We start from the raw sequence: 19,917 nt of genomic DNA on the forward strand, positions 1-19,917 counted from the left end.
CAGCCTCACTCCGCCGCCTGTTGCGCCGCTGTTGCAGCACTGTCATTGCCCGGTTGTCCGGCCGCACTTGCCGCCCGCGCAACACGCTTTTCGCGCCGGCCGACCAGATAATGCTGCACGGTGCCAACGATGCCCTTGGGGAAGAACAGCGTCACCGCGATGAACAGCCCACCCAGCGCAAACAGCCAGAATTCGGGGAAAGCGCCAGTGAAATAGCTCTTGCCGCCATTGACCAGCAGCGCGCCGATGATCGGCCCGATCAGCGTGCCGCGCCCGCCGACTGCGGTCCAAACCACCACCTCGATGGAGTTGGCGGGGGAGAATTCGCCGGGATTGATGATGCCCACCTGCGGCACGAACAGCGCACCGGCAATGCCCGCCATCATGGCCGAGACGACGAAGGTAAAGAGCTTGATGTTTTCCACCCGGAAACCGAGGAAGCGCACCCGGCTTTCGGCATCGCGCACGCCCACCAGCACCTTGCCGAATTTGGAATTGACGATGCCAGATGCAATCAGCAGCGAAAGCGCCAGCATCACGGCCGTCATCGCAAACAGCACGGCACGGGTGCCATCCGCCTGCACGGAAAAGCCGAGAATATCCTTGAAATCGGTGAGACCATTATTGCCGCCGAAACCCATGTCGTTGCGGAAGAAGGCAAGCAGCAGGGCGTAGGTCATGGCCTGCGTGATGATGGAGAGGTAAACGCCGTTGACGCGCGAGCGGAAGGCGAACCAGCCGAACACGAAGGCGAGCAGGCCGGGCACCACCAGCACCATCAGTGCTGCAAACCAGAACATGTCGAAGCCATGCCAGAACCACGGCAGTTCCTTCCAGTTGAGGAACACCATGAAGTCAGGCAGCACGGGATGGCCGTAAACACCGCGCGTGCCGATCTGCCGCATCAGATACATGCCCATGGCATAACCGCCGAGCGCGAAGAAGGCGGCGTGGCCGAGCGAGAGAATGCCGCAATATCCCCAGACCAGATCAAGCGCCAGCGCCAGCAGCGCATAGGCCAGATATTTGCCGAGCATCGACATGATGTAGGTCGGGATGCGGAACGCGCTGTCAGCCGGCAACAGCAGATTGGAGGCGGGCACCAGCACGGCGATGGCCAGGATGATGCCGATGGCGATGGAAATGCGGCGATCGAGCGCGCGCAGGAGGAAGCCGGTAATCATGCTTCGATCGCCCTTCCCTTGAGTGCGAAGAGACCACGCGGCCGCTTCTGGATGAACAGGATGATGAGAACGAGCACGAGGATCTTGCCGAGCACGGCGCCCACCGTCGGCTCAAGGAACTTGTTGAGCACGCCGAGCGACAGCGCACCCACGAGCGTTCCCCAGAGATTGCCGACCCCGCCGAATACCACCACCATGAAACTGTCGATGATGTAGCTCTGGCCGAGATTGGGCGAGACATTGTCGATCTGCGACAGCGCTACCCCGGCAAGGCCGGCAACGCCGGAACCGAGCGCGAAGGTGAAGGCATCCACCCAGGGCGTGCGGATGCCCATGGAAGAGGCCATGCGGCGGTTCTGGGTCACAGCGCGCATCTGCAAGCCGAAGGCGGAGCGCTTCAAAAGCACCAGCAGCGCGAAGAAGACGGAAAGCGAGAAACAGACGATCCACACCCGGTTCCAGGTGAAATTGAGGTAACCGACGCTGAACGAGCCGGACATCCAGCTCGGGCTGCCGACCTCACGGTTGGTCGGGCCGAAGATGGAACGCACGCCCTGTTGCAGGATCAGCGAGATACCCCAGGTGGCGAGCAGCGTTTCCAGCGGTCGCCCGTAGAGATAGCGGATGACGCCGCGCTCCATGATGAGGCCGACGCAGGCTGTGACCAGAAAGGCGGCCGGCAGGGCAATCGCCAGTGACCAGTCGAACAGGCCGGGGAAATGGCTGCGGATCAACTCCTGCACCATGAAGGTGGAGTAAGCGCCGATCATCACCATCTCGCCATGCGCCATATTGATGATGCCCATGACGCCGAAGGTGATGGCAAGACCGATGGCGGCGAGCAGCAGCACCGAGCCGAGCGACAGGCCGTACCAGACATTCTGTGCGTAATCCCAGAAGGCAAGGGAACTCTCGATGCTCGAAATCGCCTCGTCCACATCCGGCTTCAGGCTCGGATCAACCGTGGGCGTCGCCGCCATCAGAATGCTGATCGCATCGCGCCCGCCAAGCGCCTTGATGGTGGCGATCGCTTCTTTCTTCACCTCAAGGGGGCGGTCGGAGGAAAGCAGCGAGACAGCCCGCGCCTCCTCCATCCGCGTCCGCACCTCTTTGTCGGTTTCCTTGGATATGGCCGCTTCCAGCAATTCCAGATTTTCGGCACTGGGGGCTTTCAGAACCGCATCGGCGGCGGAAAGCCGCACCGAGCGTTCCGGACTGAGCAACGTCAGGCCGCCCATCGCGGCGCGGATGACGCGACGCAGATTGTTGTTGACCCTGATCTTGGTAACCGCCGCCTTCGGGGCTTCGCCAGCACTTTCGCCGGTCAGCGGATCGATGAGTGTGAAATTGGAACCCGACGGCTTGGTCATGAACACCAGATTGTCGGCCTTGCGCACGTAAAGATCGCCTGATGCAAAAGCCTCAAGCGCCGGCACCACCCGCGCGTCGCCGGTGGCAGCAATCTGGCCGATCAATGTTTCGGCCTGCTTGAAGTCAGCCGTGCCGAGCTGGTCGATCAGCGCCTTCGGATCGCTCTGCGCGAGGGACTGGGCGGCGATCCCCAGGGTGAGCCAGAGGAAGATGGCTCCGAGAAAAGATCGGATCGTCATGTCGGGTTCCTTGGAGCGGTTTGCGACTCTGCGGTTGCGTGTGGCACGACCTGAATATGCGGCTTCACCCCCCCTCTGCCCTGCCGGGCATCTCCCCCTCAAGGGGTGAGATCGACCCGTGGCAAGGTCCCGTCCATCTCGACGTTCAAGGATGAAATGGCGGGAGAGCATCTTGCCGATCTCCCCCCTTGAGGGGGAGATGTCCGGCAGGACAGAGGGGGGTAATTCTGGCTCAGTTTGTAAACAATCCGCCCCTCCAAAGAGGGGCGGCGTTCGTTTCCTTATCAGCTGCCCTTGCCGCCGCACTTGCCGGTTGCAACGTTGAAGTTGCCGCAGGACATCGGCTTGCGCCAATCCGAAATCAGATCCTTCGAGTCAGGCAGGTAATCCGACCATTCGTCACCCACGACCTGTGGCGTCTGCTGCACGATTTCGAACTGCCCATCGGCCTGGATTTCACCGATCAGCACCGGCTTGGTGATGTGGTGGTTCGGCATGACGGTGGAGTAACCGCCAGAAAGGTTCGGCACGGAAACGCCGATGATGCTGTCAAGAACTGCGTCCGTATCGGTCGTACCTGCGGTTTCGACGGCCTTAACCCAGGCGTTGAAACCGATATAGGCGGCTTCCATCGGGTCGTTCGTCACGCGCTTGTCGTTCTTGGTAAACGCATGCCAGGTTTTGATGAATTCGGCGTTGACCTCGGTATCGACAGACTGGAAGTAGTTCCAGGCGGCAAGGTGGCCGACCAGCGGCGCGGTATCGAGACCGGCAAGCTCTTCTTCACCGACCGAGAAGGCGACGACCGGAATGTCCTCGGCCTTGATGCCCTGGTTCGCAAGCTCCTTGTAGAAGGGCACGTTGGCGTCACCATTGATGGTGGAGACAACGGCGGTCTTCTTGCCGGCCGAGCCGAACTTCTTGATGTCGGACACGATCGTCTGCCAGTCGGACTGGCCGAACGGGGTGTAGTTGATCATGATGTCTTCTTCCTTGACGCCTTTCGACATCAGGTAGGCCTTCAGGATCTTGTTTGTGGTCTGCGGGTAGACATAGTCGGTACCTGCCAGAACCCAGCGCTCGACGCCTTCGGTCTTGGCGAGATAATCGACGGCCGGAATGGCCTGCTGGTTGGGCGCTGCACCCGTGTAGACGATGTTGCGGGAGGATTCTTCACCCTCATACTGCACCGGGTAGAACAGCAGGGAATTCAGCTCTTCGAAAACCGGCAGCACGGATTTGCGCGACGAAGATGTCCAGCAACCGAAAACGGCGGCGACCTTGTCCTGCGAAATCAGCTGGCGGGCCTTTTCGGCAAACAGCGGCCAGTCGGAGGCCGGGTCGACCACGACGGCTTCGAGCTTCTTGCCGAGAACGCCGCCCTTCTTGTTCTGCTCGTCGATGAGCATCAGCATGGCGTCCTTCAGCGTCGTCTCTGAAATCGCCATGGTGCCGGAAAGAGAATGCAGCACGCCTACCTTGATCGTATCGTCGGCGGCAAATGCGCCATGGAAGGCGGTGGTGGACATGATTGCGCCGAGCAGCGCGGCGCTAAGCGTCTTGCGGAATGTCATCGGAAGAACCCCTCTCCTTGTTTAGCCCTCATGGGGCTTCAGCGGCATCGTTGACCGCTGCTGGAAGGGACTATCGATCTCGCGGGCGAGAAACCGTATACGTCAATTGACGTAGGCGGGGTGGCGAAAGCTGCAGGGGGTGTTGGGGAGAGGGAAATCCTGGCCGGGGCAACCGATGTGAAACCTGGCGTTTCAACATGCTTCTTCTCCGGCAGGGAAGACTCGAGCGGCAGCGGGTCGAGGGTGCGAGGTCGGAGACAGACTGAGAAGTCGTCCCTTCATCCGGCGCTTCGCGCCATCTTCTCCCCGGCAGGGGAGAAGAAACGATCAGCGACGCTTCACATCAGGCGTGCGGCTTGTCGTCCCGCTCTTCGTCGCGGATCGCATCGTCATGATACCAGGAGCCGAAATCGACATGCGGCTGACGTGCCTCGCGCTCCAGATCGCTCAGCCCGATATTACGGAACTTTGAGAGCCCCGCGCGTCCGCCGACCGGAAATTGAAAGATCGTTGCCGTTTCACGATGAAAGCCAGTTGCCATATCGAACATCTCACTTTGTTTGCATCGAAGCACTTTGGTTGTGAAGCAAACCCATTAGCTCTGGTTTAGCTCCATCTGATTAAAAAAAAATCACGTTGCGAAAAATATAGGCATTAAATGGTCATTCAGCAAGAAAAACCATTCCGGAAGCGCCGGTTTTTGGGGCAAATGCCGATCCGTCGTTCGCAATCGAAAACATTGCATCGCAACAGGGCATTTTGAGCGACGCCACCCGCTATCTGTTAGGAATCACTGACGAAACATTAGGGTTCGATTTACCTGCCGCAGTGCAGCATGAGCGGTTAATGGCCATATCAGCCCCCTCGGCCCTGAGCATGCCTGAAAGATTTTTCGAAGAATTCGCAAAACATCGCCAATCTGGCACGCGGCATGCATCTATATGGCCAGCCCTTGAACGCGAATGTGCTTCCGGTGGCGAAAGCCACGGCAAGCCTCAAGGCTTCGCATTGTTACCTATGAGAGGTTCGTAATGACTAAGTTCAAACTCGAGTACATCTGGCTTGACGGTTATAAGCCGGTCCCCAACCTGCGCGGCAAGACACAGGTCAAGGAATTCGATGAATTCCCGACGCTCGAGCAGCTGCCGCTTTGGGGTTTTGATGGCTCGTCCACGCAGCAGGCCGAAGGCCACTCTTCGGATTGCGTGCTGAAGCCCGTCGCGATTTACCCCGATCCGGCCCGCACCAACGGCGTGCTGGTCATGTGCGAAGTCATGATGCCTGACGGCGTCACCCCGCATGCATCGAACAGCCGCGCGACCATCCTCGACGACGAGGACGCATGGTTCGGCTTCGAACAGGAATATTTCTTCTACCAGGACGGCCGCCCGCTCGGCTTCCCCGAGCAGGGTTACCCGGCTCCGCAGGGTCCGTATTACACCGGCGTCGGCTTTAAGAACGTCGGCTCGGTTGCCCGCGAAATCGTTGAAGAACATCTCGACCTCTGCCTCGAAGCCGGCATCAACCACGAAGGCATCAATGCCGAAGTGGCCAAGGGCCAGTGGGAATTCCAGGTATTCGGCAAGGGCTCCAAGCGCGCCGCCGACCAGATCTGGATCGCCCGTTACCTGCTGCTGCGTCTTTGCGAACAGTACGGCATCGACGTCGAATTCCATTGCAAGCCGCTCGGCGATACCGACTGGAACGGTTCGGGCATGCATTGCAACTTCTCCACCAAGTTCATGCGTGAAGTTGGCGGCAAGGAGTATTTCGAAGCCCTCATGGCCGCTTTCGCCAAGAACTGGCAGGAGCACATCGACGTTTACGGTCCGGACAACCACCTGCGCCTGACCGGCAAGCACGAAACCGCTCCGTGGAACAAGTTCTCCTACGGCGTTGCCGACCGTGGCGCCTCGATCCGCGTTCCGCACTCCTTCGTCAACAACGGTTACCGTGGTTACCTCGAAGACCGTCGTCCGAACTCGCAGGGCTGCCCTTACCAGATCGCTTCCGTCGTTCTGAAGACGATTGCAGAAGTGCCGCTCGCAAAGTCGGCTGCTGCCTGATAACCCAAGAAATGGCGTCGCCCGCAACCGGGCGACGCCTTTTTTATGTCCACCGAACAGCCGGACCGGACAGGCGACCTTTCGCCCTCTGCCCTGCGTGGAATATTCTTGCCTATGCGCAAACTCGAAGACGTTGCGTGGCTTTGACCAACCGCATCGGCTTTTCCGAAACCGCGACACGGTTTTCGGTCCGATGCTCTAAAGCAAGAAGGTGAGCGATGGGCATTCTCAAAAAATTCTCTCTCGAAAACCGCATCGCCATCATCACAGGCAGCGGCCGCGGCCTCGGTTTCGAAATCGCCAGGGCCTTTGCCGAGGCTGGGGCCCATGTGTGGCTGACCGGCCGTAACGCCGAGGCGCTGGAACAGGCAGCAGGCACACTTCGACAAGCCGGCGGAAAAGCCGATTATGCCGCTTTCGACATTGCCGATACCGCCGCCGGAACTGCCCTCGTCCACCGCATCATGGACGAATTCGGCCATCTCGATATCCTCGTCAACAATGTCGGCGCACGCGACCGCCGCCCACTTTCCGAATTCAGCGACGAGGACGTGCTGGAGCTTATCCGCACCGACCTCACCTCCTCCGTCTCGCTGTCGCGAGATGCCGCGCAAGCCATGAATACCAACGGTTACGGCCGCATCATCACCATCACCTCCATTCTCGGCCACATCGTCAGGCCGGGCGATGCGATCTATCCCGTTGCCAAGCAGGGGCTGACCGGGCTGATGCGCGCAATCGCTGTCGAATATGGTGCGCGCGGCATCACCAGCAACGCCATTGCACCCGGCATGTTCGCCACGGAAACCAATGCGGCCCTTGCCGAAAACCCTGACATGGTCGCCTTTGCCAAACTGCGCGTGCCGCTGGAACGCTGGGGCAGGCCGGATGAAATCGCCGGTGCCGCCCTGTTTCTGGCCAGCGACGCCTCCTCCTTCGTCAACGGCCATGTGCTGACGGTGGATGGCGGCATGTCGGTGCGGCTGTGAGAATGGCAAAACACCTTTTGCGGAAAGGGGCTGGATCCTAGGCATGGCCGCACGGCAACGCATCATCCCCGTCAGGCGCGAATATAACCGCTGGGTCGCCAACCAGACGCTGGAAGATTATGCGCTGCGCTTCACCGCCAAAAGCGCCCGGCAATTTTCGTCCAACCGCATCTCCCACACCGCCATCGGCGCTATTTCCTTTCTGGCGCTGGAAGCGATCGGCGGCGCGATCACGCTGTCATACGGCACCACCAACGCCTTTTACGCCATCATCGTCGCGGCCATTGCCATGCTTGCCGTCGGCCTGCCGATCAGCCGTTACGCCATCCGTCACGGCGTCGATATCGATCTCCTGACACGCGGCGCGAGCTTCGGTTACATCGGCTCCACCATCACCTCGCTGATCTACGCCGCCTTCACCTTCATGCTCTTCGCCATCGAGGCGTCGATCATGTCCGGCGCGCTGGAGCTGGCGCTCGGCATTCCGCTGTGGATCGGCTACATCATCTCCGCCGTCATGGTCATTCCGCTCGTCACCCACGGCGTGCGCCTCATCAGCCGTTTCCAGATCATCACCCAGCCCTTCTGGATCGTGCTGAACGTATTGCCCTTCATCTTCATCGCTTTGATGGACTGGGAAAAATACGACCTGTGGCGGGCCTTTTCCGGTATTCATCACGCCTCCGGTCCGCCGGGCACCGTGGCCCATTTCAATCTGGTGGAATTCGGCGCGGCGTCTGCCGTCATCCTCGCGCTGATGTCGCAGATCGGCGAACAGGTGGATTTCCTGCGCTTCCTGCCCGCCGAGGGCCAGAGCCGTCTGCGCCATCGCATCGCGGTCTTTCTGGCCGGTGCTGGCTGGGTCGTCGTGGGCGTGCCGAAGCTGCTGGCCGGTTCCTTCCTCGTGGTCTTGACCTTCAGTTCCGGCGTCTCGGTGGACCGCGCCGCCGATCCGGCCCAGATGTACCTGACCGCCTTCGGCTACATGATCCCCAACCATACGGCGGCTATGCTGCTGATGGTCGCCTTCGTGGTGGTCTCGCAGCTGAAGATCAACGTCATGAACGCCTATGCGGGCTCGCTCGCCTGGTCCAACTTCTTTTCCCGCCTCACCCACAGCCACCCCGGCCGCGTGGTCTGGCTGGTCTTCAACGTAGTGATCGCGCTGCTGTTGATGGAACTCGGCATCTATCGCCTGCTGGAAGAAACGCTCGGCATTTTTTCCATCGTCGCCATGGCCTGGCTCTGCACCATCTCGGCCGATCTGTTCATCAACAAGCCGCTCGGCCTTGCCCCACCGGGCATCGAGTTCAAGCGCGCCCATCTCTACGATATCAATCCCGTCGGCGTCGGCTCCATGGCGCTTTCGGCCACCATTGCGCTGATGGCGCATTTCGGCACCTTCGGCGCACTCGCTGCCTCGCTTGCGCCCTATCTCACCCTCATCGTCGCCTTCATCGCCTCGCCGCTGATCGCCTGGGGCACGAAGGGCAAATTCTATCTCGCTCGCAAGCCGCGCCAGAAATGGCGCGAGCTGAGCGCCATCACCTGCTCCATCTGCGAACACCCGTTCGAGCCGGAAGACATGGCATGGTGTCCAGCCTATGCGGCACCGATCTGTTCGCTCTGCTGCTCGCTGGACAGCCGCTGCCATGACATGTGCAAGCCGAAGGCCAAGCTCAACTATCAGGTAGCGACGGTCGCAAAATCTTTCCTGCCCCACCAATTGGTTGCAAAACTCGCCACAAGGCTCGGACGTTATGGCATGGCGGCGGCCATCGCCGTCACCGCCATTGGCGGCATATTGGCGCTCATCGCCCATCAGGTCGGCACCGCCTCGCCGGCAACGGCTGACGTGGTCAACCGCACCATCCTCATCGTATTTTTCGTCTTTGCCGTCATTGCCGGCATCGTCTGCTGGTTTCTGGTTCTTGCCCATGACAGCCGGGTGGTTGCGGAAGAGGAATCCTCACGCCAGAACACGCTGCTGTTGAAGGAAATCGCCGCACACAAGAAGACCGACGCCGCCCTTCAGGACGCCAAGGAAACGGCTGAGGCCGCCAACCGCGCCAAGAGCCGCTACGTGGTCGGCCTCAGCCACGAATTGCGCACGCCGCTCAACGCTGTTTTGGGCTACGCCCAGATCCTCGAACGCGATGAGACCATTCCCGCGCCGCGGCAATCGGCCATCAAGGTCATCCGCCGTTCCGCCGACCATCTCTCCGGCCTGATCGACGGGCTTCTGGATATTTCCAAGATCGAGGCTGGCCGCCTGCAGGTCTATTCCAACGAGATCAATATTCAGGATTTCCTCGACCAGATCGTCGATATGTTCCGCCCGCAGGCGCAGGCCAAGGGTCTGGAATTCCGGCATGAACGCGCCCATTCCCTGCCGCAATATGTCCGCACGGATGAAAAGCGTCTGCGCCAGATCCTCGTCAACCTGCTCTCCAACGCCATCAAGTTCACCGACGAGGGCAGCGTCACCTTCGATGTCGCCTATCGCAGCCAGGTGGCGAGCTTCACGGTGTCGGATACCGGGCGCGGCATTGCCGAAAAAGATCTTGCCCGCATCTACGAGCCTTTCCAGCGCGGCGAGGCCGAAAGCGTGCGCCCCATGCCGGGCCTTGGCCTCGGCCTCACCATCACGAGGCTTCTGACCAACACACTGGGCGGCGAGATTTCCGTCTCCAGCGAAAAGGACAACGGCTCCACCTTCCGCGTCCGTCTCATGCTGTCGGCTGTGCACCGGCCAAGTACCGCACCTGCGCCGGAAAAGACCATTCGCTCCTATTCGGGCCCACGCCGCACCATCGTGGTGGTTGATGATAACGAGGATCACCGCGAGCTGATGCGGCAGGTGCTTTCGCCGCTCGATTTCGTGGTGCTGACCGCCCAGAGCGGACCGGAATGCCTGACACTCATCGAAGGCGTGCAGCCCGACCTCTTCCTCATCGATATCTCCATGCCCGGAATGTCCGGCTGGCAGCTTGTGACAAAGTTGCGTGAAGCAGGGCAGACAGCTCCGCTCATCATGCTCTCGGCCAATATCGGTGACGGCACCGTAGCGGGTGCCGGAGAAGACAATCACAACGACGCCATCGCCAAGCCGGTCGACATCCGCCACCTGTGCGACAGGCTTGCGGTGCATCTCGGCCTGAAATGGATTTACGATACCGACCTTCCCCCGGCACCCATCCCCCAGCCGCCGGCGCAGATCGTTCATCCCGGCGCGATTCATATCAAGGATTTGCAGAGGCTCGGCGAAATAGGCTACATACGCGGCATAGAGGCAAAACTCGCAGATCTCGCCCGCAACACCAACAACCTGCCCTTCACGCAAGAGCTTGGCACCTATGTGCAGGCCTTCGATCTGGCCGGTTACGCCCATTTTCTAAAGCGGTTTGAAGAGAGCGACAGGGGAGACGGCAAGGCATGAGCGGGCAAGGCGCAGCACTGCCGAGAGACATTGTATTGCTGGTGGATGACAGCCCGGAAGCGCTGGGGTTCCTCACCGATGCGCTGGAACAGTCAGGCTTTTCGGCGCTGATCGCCACATCCGGTCAGGCCGCGCTCAACATTGCCGAACGCATCACGCCCGATATCATCCTGCTCGATGCGGTCATGCCGGCCATGGACGGTTTCGAAACCTGCCGCCGCCTGAAGGCCAACGCCGCCGTGGCCCAGGTGCCTGTCATCTTCATGACCGGGCTGACGGAAACCGAACATGTGGTGCGGGCGCTCGAATCCGGCGGTGTCGACTATCTGACCAAGCCGATCAACATCGATGAGCTGCGCGCCCGTATCCGTGTGCATCTCTCCAATGCCCGCTCGGCGCAGAGCGCCCGCGTGGCGCTTGATGCCGCCGGACGCCACCTGCTTGCCGTGCGCGCCAACGGCGCGATCCACTGGTCCACACCACAGGCAACCCGGCTGGTCAACGCCGCCACCGGCCGTGATGATGGGCTGGAGATCGTCGTTGCCCATATTTCCGGCTGGCTGGCCGACAGGACAACGGTGGATTCCGCCCGCGATGCACCGCTGACGATCACCGAGGCCGGGCGGCCCGCTTTGCAGCTCTCCTTCCTCGGCGCAATGGGACCGGACGAATATCTCTTCCGTCTGACAGCCGCCAACGAGAAATCCGACGACCACCTGCTGAAGGACCACTTTGCCCTGACAACGCGCGAATCGGAAGTTCTGCTGTGGATTGCCAAAGGCAAATCCAACCGCGATATCGGCGATATTCTCGGCCTTTCCGCCAGAACCGTAAACAAACATCTGGAACAGATTTACGTCAAACTCGGTGTCGAAAACCGCGCCTCCGCCGCCGTCAAGGCCGCGCATATTTTGCATCAGGGGTGACAGCTGCATCTGATGTGACACGGTTGGAAAAACATATATTTTCCGCTTAAGCATAGAGCATCGACTTATTCGCCGAGCGAGTGCAGCGTATTTCTTCTCCCCTCGAGGAAAAGAAACAAGCGGCAACGCCGCAATCCAAGTCCCCCCAAAAAACATCACCTTCCATCCAACCCAAACCCCGCGCAGGGAGGTTCCCATGGACCATTTCATTATTCTTTCCGGCTGCTCCGGCGGCGGCAAATCAACCCTGCTTGCCGAGCTTGCTCACCGCGGTTTCGCGACCGTCGAGGAACCGGGGCGGCGCATCGTGATTGAGGAAACGAGAAATAACGGCACCGCCCTCCCCTGGATCGACCTGGAAGCCTTTGCCCGCCGGGCGATCGCCATGGCGCTGGAGGACCGGCAAAAGGCGCCAGCGGAAGGCCTCGTCTTCTTCGACCGCGGCCTGATCGACGCCGCCTCAGCACTTCATCATATTAGCGGCGATGGATTCATCGAAACGCTGCGGCGCACGCACCGCTACAACCCGCTGGTCTTCCTCACCCCGCCCTGGCCGGAGATCTACCGGGGCGACAGCGAGCGCAAGCATGGTTTCGAGGTGGCAGTGGAGGAATATCAACGCCTGCTGCACGACTATGCCCGTCTGGATTATGAGACGATTGTACTGCCGAAAGCCCCCGTCACGGAACGTGCCGATATTGTGCTGGAGAGGCTGGCGGCTGAAGCTGGCTGAAGGCGCGATCGGAGCCAAGTGTTTCGAGCCTTTCCCATCACCGTCATCCCGTCTTTGACACGGAATCCGTCTGACGTGCGGCTCGGAAAGTGTTTTAGCCCAAGGACTTGGGCTGGCTGGGTGCTGGCGCCGGAAATGCCCCTCACCAGAAAGCAGAAAGCCCGGTCTTGCGACCGGGCCTCCATATTGCAGTCCAGTAAGACTTACGTCCCCTGCTGGATGTAGGTGAACTTGCCGTCCGGGCCCTTCTTCCACTCGTACATGACGTAACCGGGAAGCTTCGGGTCGCCCTTCTCGTCGAAGGAGATATCGCCGAGTGCGGTCGGGAAGGTGCCCTTCTTCAGAGCTTCGGCAACCTTTTCCGGCTCAACGGAACCGGCAGCCTTGGCAGCACCGGCAATCGCCTGCAGGGCGGCGTAGGAGTAGAGCGTGTAGGCTTCCGGGTTGAAGCCGGCGGCCTTGAACTTCTCTACCAGTTCCTTGTTTTCAGGACGCAGCGTCGGATCGGGACCGAAGGTGTTAAGCGTACCTTCGACGGCGTCGCCGGCGATGGAGGCAAGTTCGTTCGAAACGATACCGTCGCCCGAAATGAGCTTCGCCTTCAGACCCTGGTCAGCCGACTGGCGGATGATCAGACCGGCTTCGGTGTGCAGGCCACCCCAGTAGATAACGGAAACGCCGGCTTCCTTCATCTTGGAGATCAGTGCGGAGAAGTCCTTGTCGCCGACATTGACGCCTTCATACATGGCTTCCGTCAGGCCGGCCGCATTGGCTGCCTTCTTGGTTTCGTCGGCAAGGCCCTGACCATAGGGGGTCTTGTCGTGAATGATGGCGATCTTGGCGTCCTTGTAGTGGTCGGCCAGATATTTGCCGGCAATGCCACCCTGCTGGTCGTCACGACCGCAGGTACGGAAGGTGTTCCACAGGCCACGCTCGGTGAAAACAGGGTTGGTCGCAGCAGGCGTTACTTCGAGAATGCCGTTTTCGGCATAAACTTCGGAAGCCGGAATGGAAACGCCGGAGTTGAAGTGACCGACGACGAACTTCACGCCATCAGCAACGAATTTGTTGGCGACCGAGATACCCTGCTTCGGGTCGGAAACGTCATCGCCGAGAACGATCTTGATCTGCTCGCCGTTGATGCCGCCTGCAGCATTGATATCCTTCGCAGCCTGTTCAGCACCCTTCTGAAGCTGAGCGCCAAATGCGGCGTTCGGGCCTGTCAGCGGGCCGCCGACAGCGATCACGATATCGGCCCAGGCCGAACCGCTGAAGGCGACCATGGCGGTCAGCGCAACGGCGGAAAGAAGAGACTTCTTCATTACTATACTCCCAGTTCCTTTGGATGGGTTGACTACCAGGACCTGTTCAGTACCCACCTTAACCGAACAGGAAACGTTCCACTCACGCGAGTATCGTGCAGCCGGAGGAATCCGGCTGTCAATCTTTCTTTTTATATGAAAATGCCGACGTCCGATCGTAGAGCCAATAGTAGTTATTGACCATCTGGCTCGTCCTGCGCATGCGGAAACCGATGCTGGAAAAAGCCAGAAGAAGAACGACGTCAAACACGTAGTAGAAGCCGTTGATGAACGGCCCGTTGAAAAGCGCGAAATGCAGAAACCGCATCACGAGCCCCAAAGCCAGCGTATAGATCACCACACGCGGGAAATCGCCCCAGCCATCGGCGACGGATCTGCCCGTGCGCCACGCCGTCCAGAAACCAAGAAGAACAACCAGTGCGCGCAGAATATAACGCACGCCGCTATCGGTCTCGAATAAAAGGCCCTGCATCTTCTTTCCCCATCAGCGCCGGGATGCAAATGTCCGGCCCTGCCTTGTTTGTCGTCCCGCCGTTTTTCCGGCAGGCATTTTATTGTTTGCCACCGGTCATTTCCCCTTCGAAAACGGCCGGCGGCGGTTCGTTATCTTGCGCCGCAAAATTTCCGGCGCAAGTAAAATCTTTCAGTGCCGGCCGCCTTCGAGATAGGCCGCGCGTACCTGCGGATCAGCCAGCAATTCCCTGCCCGAACCGCTCATCGTCACCTTGCCGTTGACCATCACATAGGCGCGGTCGGAAAGCTTCAGTGCCGCAAAGGCGTTCTGTTCAACGAGGAAGACGGTCAGGCCCTCTTCCTGGTTGAGCTTCTTGATGGCCTCGAAGATGCCCTTGACGATCAGCGGGGCAAGGCCCAGCGACGGTTCGTCGAGAAGCAGCAGTTTCGGCCGTGCCATCAGCGCGCGGCCGATGGAGAGCATCTGCTGCTCGCCGCCGGAAAGCGTACCGCCACGCTGGCTCTGACGTTCTTTCAGCCGCGGGAACATGACGAAAATCTTCTCGACGTCCTCTTTGAAATATTTGAGGTTGTCGAGATTGGCCCCCATCTGCAGGTTTTCCAGCACCGTCATGCGCGGGAAAATCCGGCGGCCCTCGGGTGACTGGGCAATACGCTTGCGGGCGATGAGGTGCGTCGGCAGGCGGGTAATGTCTTCGCCGTCGAACGTCACCTGGCCAGTGCGCGCCTGCGGGCTGCCGCAGATGGTCATCATCAGTGTCGATTTGCCGGCGCCGTTGGCGCCGATAAGGCTGACGATCTCGCCCTTGTTGACCTCGACATCGACACCGGCCAAGGCCCGGATGTTACCGTAGTAGGTTTCGACACCCTGTACTTTGAGAAGCGGTTCACCGGACATCAGGCCACTCCTCCGTCGAGTTCTTCCGCAATCACGTCTTCCACTTCATCATCCTCGACACCCAGATAGGCGGCGATGACCTTCGGGTCGTTCTTCACATGGTCCGGCGAACCGTCGGAAATCTTCTGGCCGTATTCGAGAACCACGACGTGATCGGAAATCTGCATCACCACCGACATGTCGTGCTCGATCAGAAGCAGCGACGTGCCTTCGTCGCGGATACCGCGCAGTAGCGCGTTGAGCGCCAGCGATTCCTTCGGGTTGAGACCGGCCGCCGGTTCATCGAGGCATAGAAGTTCCGGCCCCGTGCACATGGCACGGGCGATTTCCAGGCGGCGCTGCGCGCCATAGGGCAGATCGCCGGCCGGGTCGTCGGCGCGGTCGGTCAGATCGGCCTTGTCCAGCCAGTATTTGGCCTTATCGATCGAACTGTTGACCGCCCTCTTGTAGGCGGGCAGGCCGAGAAGACCGAGAATGGTGTAGCCCGATGCCTTCATAAGCGCATTGTGCTGCGCCACCAGCAGGTTTTCCAGAACCGTCAGACCCGAAAACAGGCGGATGTTCTGGAAGGTACGCGCCACCTTCGCCTTCTTGGTGATCTCGAAATCCGGCAGGCGCTCCAGAAGATGCGCCTCGCCGTTTTGCTGACGCATGGTGATCATGCCCATCGTCGGCTTGTAGAAGCCGGTGATGCAGTTGAAAACCGTGGTCTTTCCAGCACCGTTCGGGCCGATCAGCGCCGTGATCTCGCCACGCTTCGCCTCAAAGGAGAAGTCATTGATGGCCATCAGGCCGCCAAACCGCATCGAGAGATGTTCGACCTTGAGGATCGTGTCGCCAGTTAGATTGGGTGTCATGTTTGTCGTTCCGGAAGCCATCAACCGTGACCTTCCTTGGTAAAGCTGCCCGAGACGGCCTTGCGTTCCCTGAGGAAGGCCGTCGGTTCTCGTGAGCCGACAAAGCCGCGCGGCTTGAACAGCATGACGATGACCATGGCGAGACCGAACAGCAGCATGCGGTAGAGTTCCGGCGTGAAATCAGGCCCGAAGACATGCTTCAGGAATTCCATTTCGCGCAGCAGCTCCGTGCCGCCGACCATGACGAGCGCGGCAATGGCGATGCCCGTGAGCGAACCCATGCCGCCGAGAACGACAATGGCAAGGATGACGGCCGATTCCAGGAAGACGAAGCTTTCCGGCGATACGAAACCCTGACGGGCGGCGAAGAACGAACCGGCGAAACCGCCAAACATCGCGCCTGTCGCAAAAGCGGTAAGCTTGGTGATGACAGTATCGATGCCGAGCGAGCGGCAGGCGATTTCGTCTTCACGCAGAGCTTCCCACGCCCGGCCGATCGGCATGCGGCGCAGCTTGATGGTGACGTAAGCCGTCAGCATGCACAGAAGCAGGATCACGTAGAACAGGAAGATCTTGTAATAGGCCGACGACATCGTCAGGCCGAAGGCCTTGGCGAAATTGTTCGGCGCGCCGACATCGAAGGACCAGATGCCGAAGATAGACGCCTTGGCGATGCCGGAAATGCCGAAGGTGCCCTTGGTCACATCCGTCCAGTTCAACAGCACGAGACGGATGATTTCACCGAAGGCGAGCGTGACGATGGCAAGATAGTCGCCACGAAGTCTGAGCACCGGGAAGCCGAGAATGATGCCCCAGAAGCCCGCGAGAATGCCGGCCACCGGCAGAAGCACCCAGAAGGACAGGCCGAGATGGCTTGACAGCAGCGCGTAGGAATAGGCGCCCACCGCATAGAAGGCCACATAACCGAGATCGAGCAGGCCCGCGAGGCCAACGACGATGTTGAGGCCCCACGCCAGCATCACATAGATCAGGATCTGGATGCCGAAATTGTCGACGAATTTCAGCGAACCCTGAAAACCGAACAGCTGCACGGCGACGACGGGATAAAGCAGCAGCAGGACAAGCGCGAGCTTCAGGAAGTGCTTGTGGAAAAAGCCTTTTTCCTCGGAGATTTCCAGAATGCCGCTTTTGGCCTTGGCAAGCTTGCGGCGATCCATCGACGGCCGGATGAAGCCGACCATCAGGAAACGGCCGATGGCGGCGACGCCGACGAAGATCGACAGAAGACCCCAGCGGGTGCCCCAGATAAGCTGGTTGTTGATATCCTGATAGGTGACGATACCGACGTAAAGAATGAACATGCCGAGCGAGACGATGCCCGCAAAGATGCCTTCCTTCACCGCCGTTGCCATCAGGCTCGGGCTGGAAGTGTCGTTTTCGGAAGCGATATTGGTCATGGGATCACACCTTCTCGACTTCCGGACGACCGAGAATACCGGTCGGCTTGAAGATCAGCACGAAAGCCAGGATGCCGAATGCCGCGACATCCTTGTAGGCAATGGAGAAATAGGCGGACCAGAGAGATTCGATGAGGCCGATCAGGAGACCACCGAGAACGGCGCCCGGAAGCGAACCGATACCGCCGAGAACCGCTGCGGTAAACGCCTTGACGCCCGGAATGAAGCCATCGTTGAACGATGCGACACCGTAATACATCAGATACATCGTACCGGCGACCGCCGCGAGTGCGGCACCCATGATGAAGGTGATCGAGATCGTCTTGTCGACATCCACACCCAGAAGGGCCGCCATCTTGCGGTCCTGTTCCGTGGCGCGCTGCGCCCGGCCGAGCGGAGTCTTGTTGACGATGTACCAGAAGGCGAACAGCAGCACCGACGTCACCGCCATGATGATGAACTGCTTCAGCGAGACGGTGATGGAGCCGAAATGGTAGCTGTCCGTCACCATTGACGGGATCGGCTTGTTACGCGGACCCTGTGTCACCTGGATGAAGTTGGACAGCGCGATCGACATGCCGATGGCGGTGATCAGCGGCGCAAGGCGGAACGAGCCTCTGAGCGGACGGTAGGCCACGCGCTCGATCACCCAGTTCCACAGGCCGGTCATCAGCATGGCGACGACCATCATCAAAATCAGAAGAAGCGCCACCGGAATACCGGCAAAAAACGATGTTGCGATCAGAAAAACGATCAGCGCGGCGAAACCGCCAAGCATGAAAATATCGCCGTGAGCGAAGTTGATCATGCCGATGATGCCGTAGACCATCGTATAGCCAATTGCGATGAGGCCGTAGATCGATCCAAGAGTCAGCCCGTTGATGAGCTGCTGGATAAAATACTCCATGTCTTTCCCCTGGGCATGACCTCTAATGAGCCACGCCTCGTTTATGTTAATTATAGGGAGAACCTTTTCGATTAGCCCCCACCTGCAAAATGCATATCGTGTTCGCTAAAAATGTGAAGTCAAAAACGGGCGATCCTGCACAAAATTTGGAATTTCCACATTCGTTGCCGTTTTCCCGATCAGAATAGCCAGGATTTCGGCAGTAAGTGCTAAAAAAATGGCGTTCGAATGCTTATTTCAGTGTTGCCTGACGCATTGTTTGACGGGTGGCGGGCAAAAGAGTAGCGAAATAGAGGGGCAAAGGATCCCCGGCACGAAATGGCAACGGCAACAAGATGATCGACATATTGACGAAAGCGGCGCTGGACGCCGGGCAGGCAATCATGGTGGTCCATCGCGCCGGGCCACACGTATCGTACAAGGACGATTGCTCACCCGTGACCGAGGCAGACCAGCGGGCGGAGGTGATCATTCTGCAGGCACTGGCTGCGCATTTTCCCCAAATCCCGGTCATTGCCGAAGAAGCGGTCTCGAACGGCATTCTGCCGGAGACAGGCACGGAATTTTTTCTGGTCGATCCGCTGGATGGGACCAAGGAATTCATTTCCGGCAAGGATGATTTCACCGTCAATATCGCCCTGATCAGAAACGGCGTGCCGGTTGCAGGCGTGGTTTACGCCCCCTGCCGCGGCCAGGCCTGGACCGGCAAGGACAACAGCGCCGAAAAGCTCGCAATATCAGGCGAAGGCGCGATCCTCGCGCGCCACCCCATCCGGGCACGCCAGCGCGGCGCCTCCCCCGTGGCGCTGATCAGCCGCTCGCACTGTACCGCGAAAACGGAAGCCTTCGTGGCCGAACACGGCCTGAAAGACTGCATTTCCGTCGGTTCCTCACTGAAATTCTGCATGCTGGCGGAAGGTGCTGCCGATATCTATCCCCGCTTCAGCCGCACCATGATGTGGGATACGGCGGCAGGCGACGCCGTACTGCGCGCCGCCGGTGGCAGAACGCTGGATTGCGAGGGGCGGCTGCTTGCCTATGAGGTGAGAGGCGATGGTGAAGATGCACTCGCCAACCCGGATTTCATTGCCGAGGGCGCAATGGCAGCGACGGTGGAAATTGCGACATAAGCCTGCGAGGAGACCGCTAGACCTCCTTCGGTGATCAGGCGTTTTTAGGCGTTCGCTGCGGTGTCTGCGGCTTACCCCCCTTTGCCCTGCCGGGCATCTCTCCCACAAGGGTGGAGATCGACTCGTGGCGGGGTCCCGCCAATCTCGACGTTTGAGAACGAAGCGGGGGTAGCGATCTTGCTGATCTCCCTCCTTGTGGGGGAGATGCCCGGCAGGGCAGAGGGGGGTGAAGCCGCAGGCACCTGAGGCCCCTTGCCAACTCATGCCATCTCAGCAACCACGGAATGCACTCCCTACCGAAGCCGCAAAAATAATTTCATCCCCGCTCATCCCCGCCCCGCCGCGCCGCATCACAATCGCCGGCGAACAGCCACGGAGCGCGGAAGAGAC

Annotated in this window: 16 protein-coding genes; 6 read left to right on the plus strand and 10 right to left on the minus strand. The window is 59.7% G+C overall.

Going from position 1 to position 19,917, the window contains the following annotated elements; genetic code table 11:
- Positions 1 to 5: 5 nt before the first annotated feature.
- The 4 genes from urtC to ACQZ6D_RS07050 all read right to left on the minus strand — a co-directional run bounded on the left by urtC (position 6) and on the right by ACQZ6D_RS07050 (position 4,918).
- Positions 6 to 1,184: an urea ABC transporter permease subunit UrtC gene (urtC, locus tag ACQZ6D_RS07035; RefSeq protein WP_003513919.1), complete on the minus strand. Its 1,179-nt coding sequence runs from the start codon at positions 1,182 to 1,184 to the stop codon at positions 6 to 8.
- Positions 1,181 to 2,794, minus strand: a complete 1,614-nt coding sequence (gene urtB / locus ACQZ6D_RS07040) for an urea ABC transporter permease subunit UrtB (protein WP_025594332.1) — start codon at positions 2,792 to 2,794, stop codon at positions 1,181 to 1,183. Before urtB ends, urtC begins: the two co-directional genes overlap by 4 nt.
- A 284-nt stretch (positions 2,795 to 3,078) precedes the next feature.
- Entirely contained in the window at positions 3,079 to 4,368 is a 1,290-nt protein-coding gene (urtA, locus tag ACQZ6D_RS07045; RefSeq protein ID WP_003513924.1) for an urea ABC transporter substrate-binding protein, read from the minus strand.
- A gap of 343 nt (positions 4,369 to 4,711) precedes the next feature.
- Positions 4,712 to 4,918: a DUF2735 domain-containing protein gene (locus tag ACQZ6D_RS07050; RefSeq protein ID WP_003513926.1), complete on the minus strand. Its 207-nt coding sequence runs from the start codon at positions 4,916 to 4,918 to the stop codon at positions 4,712 to 4,714.
- 481 nt (positions 4,919 to 5,399) lie between these two features.
- Here ACQZ6D_RS07050 and ACQZ6D_RS07055 point away from each other — a divergent pair, with 481 nt between their 5' ends.
- From ACQZ6D_RS07055 to ACQZ6D_RS07075, 5 genes are all read left to right on the plus strand, one after another.
- The gene (locus tag ACQZ6D_RS07055; RefSeq protein WP_003510168.1) at positions 5,400 to 6,434 is read left to right on the plus strand and encodes a glutamine synthetase beta-grasp domain-containing protein; all 1,035 of its coding nucleotides are present in this window, start codon (positions 5,400 to 5,402) and stop codon (positions 6,432 to 6,434) included.
- 218 nt (positions 6,435 to 6,652) lie between these two features.
- Positions 6,653 to 7,423, plus strand: coding sequence for an SDR family oxidoreductase (locus ACQZ6D_RS07060; RefSeq protein ID WP_003510171.1), 771 nt, complete (start codon positions 6,653 to 6,655; stop codon positions 7,421 to 7,423).
- Between the two features lie 43 nt (positions 7,424 to 7,466).
- On the plus strand, positions 7,467 to 10,862 hold the full coding sequence (locus ACQZ6D_RS07065) for a hybrid sensor histidine kinase/response regulator (RefSeq protein ID WP_065658671.1): 3,396 nt from the start codon (positions 7,467 to 7,469) through the stop codon (positions 10,860 to 10,862).
- Entirely contained in the window at positions 10,859 to 11,788 is a 930-nt protein-coding gene (locus tag ACQZ6D_RS07070) for a response regulator (protein ID WP_013636721.1), read from the plus strand. Before ACQZ6D_RS07065 ends, ACQZ6D_RS07070 begins: the two co-directional genes overlap by 4 nt.
- Before the next feature lie 196 nt (positions 11,789 to 11,984).
- A complete protein-coding gene (locus tag ACQZ6D_RS07075; RefSeq protein WP_448729744.1) occupies positions 11,985 to 12,521 on the plus strand; it encodes an AAA family ATPase in 537 nt (178 codons plus the stop codon).
- A gap of 203 nt (positions 12,522 to 12,724) precedes the next feature.
- Here the strand turns inward: ACQZ6D_RS07075 and ACQZ6D_RS07080 are convergent, their stop codons facing one another.
- The 6 genes from ACQZ6D_RS07080 to ACQZ6D_RS07105 form a co-directional block, all read right to left on the minus strand.
- Entirely contained in the window at positions 12,725 to 13,843 is a 1,119-nt protein-coding gene (locus tag ACQZ6D_RS07080; protein WP_003513936.1) for a branched-chain amino acid ABC transporter substrate-binding protein, read from the minus strand.
- 118 nt (positions 13,844 to 13,961) lie between these two features.
- A complete protein-coding gene (locus tag ACQZ6D_RS07085; protein WP_003513938.1) occupies positions 13,962 to 14,315 on the minus strand; it encodes a DUF6867 family protein in 354 nt (117 codons plus the stop codon).
- A gap of 171 nt (positions 14,316 to 14,486) precedes the next feature.
- On the minus strand, positions 14,487 to 15,215 hold the full coding sequence (locus tag ACQZ6D_RS07090; protein ID WP_003513939.1) for an ABC transporter ATP-binding protein: 729 nt from the start codon (positions 15,213 to 15,215) through the stop codon (positions 14,487 to 14,489).
- On the minus strand, positions 15,215 to 16,093 hold the full coding sequence (locus ACQZ6D_RS07095) for an ABC transporter ATP-binding protein (protein ID WP_019565106.1): 879 nt from the start codon (positions 16,091 to 16,093) through the stop codon (positions 15,215 to 15,217). Before ACQZ6D_RS07095 ends, ACQZ6D_RS07090 begins: the two co-directional genes overlap by 1 nt.
- Positions 16,093 to 17,445, minus strand: coding sequence for a high-affinity branched-chain amino acid ABC transporter permease LivM (livM, locus tag ACQZ6D_RS07100; protein ID WP_370647612.1), 1,353 nt, complete (start codon positions 17,443 to 17,445; stop codon positions 16,093 to 16,095). The genes ACQZ6D_RS07095 and livM overlap by 1 nt, the downstream gene beginning before the upstream one ends.
- 49 nt (positions 17,446 to 17,494) lie before the next feature.
- Positions 17,495 to 18,397, minus strand: coding sequence for a branched-chain amino acid ABC transporter permease (locus ACQZ6D_RS07105; protein ID WP_003513958.1), 903 nt, complete (start codon positions 18,395 to 18,397; stop codon positions 17,495 to 17,497).
- A gap of 335 nt (positions 18,398 to 18,732) precedes the next feature.
- Here ACQZ6D_RS07105 and cysQ point away from each other — a divergent pair, with 335 nt between their 5' ends.
- On the plus strand, positions 18,733 to 19,527 hold the full coding sequence (gene cysQ, locus ACQZ6D_RS07110; RefSeq protein WP_065702614.1) for a 3'(2'),5'-bisphosphate nucleotidase CysQ: 795 nt from the start codon (positions 18,733 to 18,735) through the stop codon (positions 19,525 to 19,527).
- Positions 19,528 to 19,917: the final 390 nt, after the last annotated feature.

The sequence above is a fragment of the Agrobacterium sp. 22-3639C2 genome, assembly GCF_053522105.1.

What these genes read in the sequence shown, in the direction of transcription:
- urtB (WP_025594332.1), bottom strand. Translation starts at nt 2,794, where the DNA reads ATGACGATCCGATCTTTTCTCGGAGCCATCTTCCTCTGGCTCACCCTG.
- ACQZ6D_RS07070 (WP_013636721.1), top strand. Translation starts at nt 10,859, where the DNA reads ATGAGCGGGCAAGGCGCAGCACTGCCGAGAGACATTGTATTGCTGGTG.
- cysQ (WP_065702614.1), top strand. Translation starts at nt 18,733, where the DNA reads ATGATCGACATATTGACGAAAGCGGCGCTGGACGCCGGGCAGGCAATC.
- urtA (WP_003513924.1), bottom strand. Translation starts at nt 4,368, where the DNA reads ATGACATTCCGCAAGACGCTTAGCGCCGCGCTGCTCGGCGCAATCATG.
- ACQZ6D_RS07075 (WP_448729744.1), top strand. Translation starts at nt 11,985, where the DNA reads ATGGACCATTTCATTATTCTTTCCGGCTGCTCCGGCGGCGGCAAATCA.
- ACQZ6D_RS07080 (WP_003513936.1), bottom strand. Translation starts at nt 13,843, where the DNA reads ATGAAGAAGTCTCTTCTTTCCGCCGTTGCGCTGACCGCCATGGTCGCC.
- ACQZ6D_RS07095 (WP_019565106.1), bottom strand. Translation starts at nt 16,093, where the DNA reads ATGGCTTCCGGAACGACAAACATGACACCCAATCTAACTGGCGACACG.
- livM (WP_370647612.1), bottom strand. Translation starts at nt 17,445, where the DNA reads ATGGCAACGGCGGTGAAGGAAGGCATCTTTGCGGGCATCGTCTCGCTC.
- urtC (WP_003513919.1), bottom strand. Translation starts at nt 1,184, where the DNA reads ATGATTACCGGCTTCCTCCTGCGCGCGCTCGATCGCCGCATTTCCATC.
- ACQZ6D_RS07050 (WP_003513926.1), bottom strand. Translation starts at nt 4,918, where the DNA reads ATGTTCGATATGGCAACTGGCTTTCATCGTGAAACGGCAACGATCTTT.
- ACQZ6D_RS07060 (WP_003510171.1), top strand. Translation starts at nt 6,653, where the DNA reads ATGGGCATTCTCAAAAAATTCTCTCTCGAAAACCGCATCGCCATCATC.
- ACQZ6D_RS07090 (WP_003513939.1), bottom strand. Translation starts at nt 15,215, where the DNA reads ATGTCCGGTGAACCGCTTCTCAAAGTACAGGGTGTCGAAACCTACTAC.
- ACQZ6D_RS07105 (WP_003513958.1), bottom strand. Translation starts at nt 18,397, where the DNA reads ATGGAGTATTTTATCCAGCAGCTCATCAACGGGCTGACTCTTGGATCG.
- ACQZ6D_RS07065 (WP_065658671.1), top strand. Translation starts at nt 7,467, where the DNA reads ATGGCCGCACGGCAACGCATCATCCCCGTCAGGCGCGAATATAACCGC.
- ACQZ6D_RS07055 (WP_003510168.1), top strand. Translation starts at nt 5,400, where the DNA reads ATGACTAAGTTCAAACTCGAGTACATCTGGCTTGACGGTTATAAGCCG.
- ACQZ6D_RS07085 (WP_003513938.1), bottom strand. Translation starts at nt 14,315, where the DNA reads ATGCAGGGCCTTTTATTCGAGACCGATAGCGGCGTGCGTTATATTCTG.